Origin of the sequence: Flavobacterium sp. YO64 (genome assembly GCF_004119505.1) — a bacterium.
Taxonomy (GTDB): Bacteria; Bacteroidota; Bacteroidia; order Flavobacteriales; family Flavobacteriaceae; genus Flavobacterium; species Flavobacterium oncorhynchi.
The window spans coordinates 1-4,966 of record NZ_NRQV01000062.1 but is presented as its reverse complement, the minus strand read 5'-3'; the positions used below and the strand labels follow the sequence as shown (position 1 = coordinate 4,966).

Sequence of the window (4,966 nt, the reverse complement as noted above, 5' to 3'; positions counted from 1 at the left end):
ATTGTTGAAGTTCCATCAATTGCCATAATTAAGACAGCGGTATTTAATGATGAAAATAGTAATGGGAATGCAGATGCTGGCGAAACTATAACTTATAACTTCAAGGTTACTAATACTGGAAATGTTCCTTTGTACAATATTACTGTTTTAGATCCATTAGCTGGTATTATTATGTCAGGAGGTCCAATAGATTTGAATGTAAATGATACGGATGAAGTTTCTTTTAGTGCTCAATATAGCATCACGCAAAATGATATTAATAATGGAAGTATTAGTAATCAGGCTAGTGTAATGGGTAGTACTCTAAGTGGAATTAAAGTTGAGGATAAGTCAGATAACATAAATAATCTAGGTGACAATCCAACAGTTTTATTATTAAGTGGTTGTGTAATCAAAATTTTTAATGCCGTTTCAATAAATGGTGATAGTATGAACGAAAGATTCTATATACAAGGAATAGAATGTTATCCTGACAACACAGTTCAAATTTATAATCGTTGGGGTGTATTGGTTTTTGAAAGAGATCATTACAATAATACCGATGTTGCCTTTAGAGGAATTTCAGAAGGACGTGTTACCATTAAAGAATCAAAAGGATTACCAGAGGGAACATATTATTATATCATAAAATATAAAGACCATCAATCTACTCCTCATCAGGAAGCGGGTTATCTGTACTTGACCAAATAATATTCTATGCTAATTAATTGGCTTGTTGAAGTTGAGCTGTAATTAAAAATGAAAAAAATGAAAAAGTTAATTTTAGTTTTACTGTTTTGTTCAACTGCGAGCTTTGCACAGCAGGATGCACAATTTACACAATATATGTACAATACCATTAATGTGAATCCTGCTTATGCGGGATCACGTGGAGTACTGAGTATTTTTGGTTTATATCGTACCCAATGGGTTGGGTTAGATGGCGCGCCGGAAACAAGTAGTTTTTCTGTAAATACACCAGTTGGTAATAACGTTGGGTTAGGAGTTTCATTAATCAATGATAAAATAGGTCCAACGAATGAGAATAACTTATCGGCAGATTTTTCGTATTCTATACCAACATCGGCTACAGCCAAATTATCTTTTGGCATAAAAGGATCAGCAAATTTATTCAAATTAGATCCAACTAAATTAACACCGGAAGATCAGGGAGATCCGCAATTTCAGGATTTTAAAAATAAATTCACGCCTAATATTGGAGCCGGAGTTTACTGGCATACAGATAAAGCTTATGTAGGTTTATCGGTTCCTAATTTCATTCAGACCAATCGTTATGATGATAATGATGTTGCGATTTACAAAGACAAAATCAACTATTATTTTATCGCAGGTTATGTATTTGAATTAGATCGTTATGAAACCGTAAAATTTAAACCGGCTATAATGACAAAAATGGTCGAAGGTTCACCATTGCAAGTAGATGCATCGGCTAACTTTATGTTCAACGATAAATTTGTAATTGGAGTGGCTTACAGATGGAGCGCTTCGGTAAGTGCACTGGCTGGTTTTCAAATCACAGATGGTTTGTATTTGGGTTATGCTTACGATCGTGAAACAACCAAATTAGTGAATTATAATTCAGGATCGCACGAGATATTCCTCCGTTTTGAATTCTTAAATAAATATGGACGTATAACTTCACCAAGATTTTTCTAATTATGAAAGTTAAAAATATAATTTATGCTGCTGTTTTGTCGTCTGTTTGTTTTAACGGAACGGCTCAAAAAACAGTTTTAAATAAAGCAGAGAAGGAGTACAATCAATATGCTTTTGTAGACGCTATCGCTATTTATGAAAAAGTAGCAGAAAGCGGATATAAGGATGAAAAAATGTTTCAGAGATTAGGAAACTCCTATTATTTTAATGCCGAATTACCGAAAGCTGCAAAGTGGTATGACGCCCTTTTTGCTTTTAACGAGCAACAAGAACCTGAATATTATTACAGATATGCTCAGACGTTGAAATCTGTGGGTGATTATGCCAAAGCAGATAAAATGCTTGAAATTTTTAATGCGAAAGTAAAAACTGATACAAGAGGCGTTTTATTCGAAAACAATAAAAATTATCTGGAGCAGATTAAAGCGAATTCAGGAAGATTTGATATTGCAAATGCCGGAATTAATTCGAAACAATCAGATTACGGAAGTACAATTTATAATAATAAATTAGTATTTGCTTCTGCTCGTGATACTGGAAGTGTTATTAAAAAAACATTTAAATGGACAAATAAATCGTTTACGAATTTATATGCTGCGGAATTAAAAGCGGATGGAACTTTAGATAATCCAATTCGGTTTGAGAAAAAAATCAATTCAAAATTCAATGAATCTTCTCCGGTTTTCACCAAAGATGGAAAGACAATGTATTTTACCCGAAACAATTTTTTAGGAGGTAAAAAAGGAAAAGACAATAAAAGAATTACATTATTAAAGTTGTACAAAGCCGAATTTGTAAATGATAAATGGGCAAATATTATTGAGTTGCCTTTTAATAGTGATCAATACAGTATTGCACATCCGGCTTTAAGTCTGGACGAAAAAAAGCTGTATTTTGCATCAGATATGCCGGGAACTTTAGGACAATCGGATTTGTTTAGTGTTGTTATTAATGAAGATGGAACATTCGGGAAACCGGAAAATTTAGGAACAGCAATTAATACCGAAGGAAGAGAAACATTCCCGTTTATATCCGGAGATAATGAACTTTATTTTTCAAGCGACGGACGTCCTGGATTAGGCGGACTTGATGTATTTGTGGCAAAAATCAAGGAAGATGCTACTTTTGATCTGGTACAAAATATTGGAGAACCCGTAAATACCAAGTTGGATGATTTTGCTTTTATAATTGACAGCAATACACGTAAAGGTTACTTCTCATCCAACAAAGAAGGCGGAATTGGAAATGATGATATCTATAAATTCACAGAAACAAAAAGACTGGATTGTGAAAAAAAATTATTTGGAATTGTTTCAGATTCTCAAACGAACGAAGCTTTAGCCGATGCAAAAGTAATTTTGCTTGACGATAAGTTTAAGGAAATTGCAACAATAATTTCGGATAAAAACGGAAGTTACAATTTTGATGTAAAATGCAATCAAACCTATTATGTAAGAGTTTCAAAACAAGATTATGAAACTAATGAAAGTTCGGTTACAATTCAGCCAACAAATGATAAACCTGAATTAGATATTAAATTAAATAAACAAATCAAGCAAATAGAAGTAGGGACAGATTTGGCTAAAACTTTAGATATTCCGATGATTTATTTTGATCTGGATAAATCATTTATTCGTCAGGAAGCTGCTTTTGAATTAGAGAAAGTACTTGCTGTAATGAAACAATATCCTGAAATGAAAATCGATGTTCGTTCTCATACAGACAGTAGACAGACTCAGGAATATAATATGAGATTGTCTAATAAAAGAGCAAAAGCAACAATCGAATGGTTTGTAAAACGAGGAATTGCCCCAACCAGAATATCAGGGAAAGGGTATGGCGAAAGTCAGTTAATCAATAAATGTTCAGATAATGTAGCTTGTACAGAAGATGAACATCAGTTAAACAGAAGAAGTGAATTTGTAATTGTTTCAATGCAATAAGAACTTACAAATCATTATCGATAAAAACACAGTCCTAAAAAGTGTGTAAGTTTTAAAAATAACGGGGTTTAACTTTTTAAATAAAGTTGAACCCCTTTTTCAAATATAGTTAAGAACTGATTGAGTATTAATTCCTAATTATGGATTAGAATAGCCCGTTTTTTGGTCAGTTCTATTCAAATAGACCTATATTTCTTAAAAGGGTTCTGTCGCATTTGGGAATAGCTTTTATCTTTGGAATTTTAAAACTAAAAAAAATGAATACCAAAGGTCAGAGCTATCCAAAATCTATTCTTCTTCGGGCAGTGTATTTTAAATTAAGATTTACCCTTACTTACAGGGATGTATAAGAGATCATGAAAATGCACGGAGTTCATGTTGATCATGCTACTATTCAACGCTGGGGCTATACGTTTACACCTTTCATCGAGTTAGAAATAAAGAAGAGAAAAGGCAGAGTGGGGACGAGCTGGAGATTGGATCAGACCTATATCAAAGTAAAAGGTATATGGTGTTACTTATATCGAGCGGTAGATAAATTAGGTAATACGGTTTACTTTCTTTTGACCAGAAAAAGACAAAGAATGAGCGCTCAGCCTTTTCTAATTAAAAATTAATAATAATTGCCGGCCAAGAGTAATAAACATTGATAAAAGCGGTTCTAATACTGCAGCAATCAAAGTCTGTAACAAGCGTTCGTTCTCAAAGATTAAAATCCGGCAGTGTAAATATCTCAACAATATTGTCGAACAGGACCATCGATTTATAAAATGGAGGATACAAAATGGGTTAGGCTTTAAAAATTTTGAATCGGCAAGACGAACATTGAGCGGAATTGAAGTTTTGCATATGCTGAGAAAGAATCAGATGATTGAATCAGGGGTAACTATGTTTAAATCATTCTGTAAATTGGCAGACTAACTTTAAAATTACTTAAAGTGTTATATCTGATTCTGACAGATGCGACAGAACCATTGTTGAAGGATTTCTTGATTTATGAAATGTAATAATCAAAAAATTTAAAAAAAGTCCTTTACAAAGAGTAAAGGACTTTCTGTTTAAATTCAAATCTTCCAAATTTAAATTTGTTTAGGGGACTAAACTAAAGTAAAAATAGATAAATTAAGCTTTAGTTGTTAGAAAAATATTTAAATAAAAAAGTTATTGTAAATACCATAAAATATTTATGATCATCCGTACTCATAATCTAAGTTTTTTAATTCGTTAACTAATCTGATATTTTCGTTTTTAGATTTTTAAGTAGATGTCAATTTATATAACAGTAGTAAAAAAAAGATATCGACTCCAAATGCCATGTACCATATTTTTGCCACAAAACTTATTACTAATTTTTTCAACATTTTTAG

Annotated in this window: 5 protein-coding genes; all 5 read left to right on the top strand. The window is 32.2% G+C overall.

All coding sequences use genetic code 11. The features are described from left to right. On the top strand, positions 1-690 hold a 690-nt coding region (locus BOW57_RS20490), incomplete at its 5' end, for a gliding motility-associated C-terminal domain-containing protein (protein WP_129057005.1). Between the two features lie 57 nt (positions 691-747). Continuing rightward, the gene (locus tag BOW57_RS20485) at positions 748-1,656 is read left to right on the top strand and encodes a type IX secretion system membrane protein PorP/SprF (RefSeq protein ID WP_035629060.1); all 909 of its coding nucleotides are present in this window, start codon (positions 748-750) and stop codon (positions 1,654-1,656) included. Between the two features lie 2 nt (positions 1,657-1,658). After that, entirely contained in the window at positions 1,659-3,599 is a 1,941-nt protein-coding gene (locus BOW57_RS20480) for an OmpA family protein (RefSeq protein WP_035629056.1), read from the top strand. 356 nt (positions 3,600-3,955) lie between these two features. Next, on the top strand, positions 3,956-4,216 hold the full coding sequence (locus BOW57_RS20995) for a DDE-type integrase/transposase/recombinase (protein WP_206734765.1): 261 nt from the start codon (positions 3,956-3,958) through the stop codon (positions 4,214-4,216). After that, the gene (locus BOW57_RS21075) at positions 4,212-4,520 is read left to right on the top strand and encodes a DDE-type integrase/transposase/recombinase (protein ID WP_205625929.1); all 309 of its coding nucleotides are present in this window, start codon (positions 4,212-4,214) and stop codon (positions 4,518-4,520) included. The genes BOW57_RS20995 and BOW57_RS21075 overlap by 5 nt, the downstream gene beginning before the upstream one ends. The last annotated feature ends 446 nt before the right edge of the window (positions 4,521-4,966 follow it).